The sequence below is a fragment of the Ruminococcus sp. N15.MGS-57 genome (assembly GCF_000980385.1).
GTDB classification, from domain to species: Bacteria; Bacillota; Clostridia; order Oscillospirales; family Ruminococcaceae; genus Hominimerdicola; species Hominimerdicola aceti.
The window spans coordinates 1-753 of sequence record NZ_LARF01000133.1 but is presented as its reverse complement, the minus strand read 5'-3'; the positions used below and the strand labels follow the sequence as shown (position 1 = coordinate 753).

Here is a 753-nt window from a genome sequence, read left to right as displayed (position 1 = left end):
AAGAGACTAATCGGAATTTGTCGTTTTATTAATTTACATATATGCCTTTTACATTAAAAAGTGTTATTTTAGTTCCGCAACCGTTCGCAACCAAAGAAATATCGTGATAGTTGGTGGTAGCAACACGGTAATTCAGATAGAATAAAGCCAACAAAGAAAGGAGGTCATCCAAATGTTAGTAAACATCATTATGATTGTAGTCGGAATAGTTTTCTCATGTATCTTTGTCGGCTTGCTTATCCTTGTTATTCGTGCATTGCTTAAATATATCCGTACAGAGAAATGAAGCCAACAGCAACATTAGGAGGTGGTCAAATGAAAGTAACCGTATTTATGATAATCGTTGGAATAATTTTCTTATGTATCTTTGTTGGTTTGCTTACCCTTATTGTTCGTGCATTACTCAAATATATCCATTCAAAAGATGTACGGCAGGAAAAATCCGTAGTGAGGAAATCGTTGGGTGAAGCACTCAAAGTACACAGAACACAGTGCAAAATGACGCAGGAATTTGTTGCTGAAACGATTGGTGTTAGCAGGCAGGCTGTTTCAAAATGGGAAAATGGAGTTTCCCATAGTTAAAGATACCACACCAAATATGATGAACCCACGCTTATACACTACCAGCTATAATAAACCGCAAGGACAGCAATTTGATGATACTGCTGTCCTTTCTTTTATAAAATTGCAGTACACATAAAAAAGCTGTAAAATGATAAATATATTTGTCCTTGTAACAATTCTCGGACATTT

General features: G+C 35.6%; 1 protein-coding gene. It reads left to right on the top strand.

Features of this window, described 5'->3' with window-relative positions:
* Positions 1–315: 315 nt before the first annotated feature.
* Positions 316–582, top strand: coding sequence for a helix-turn-helix transcriptional regulator (locus WS40_RS10955; RefSeq protein ID WP_046442306.1), 267 nt, complete (start codon positions 316–318; stop codon positions 580–582).
* The last annotated feature ends 171 nt before the right edge of the window (positions 583–753 follow it).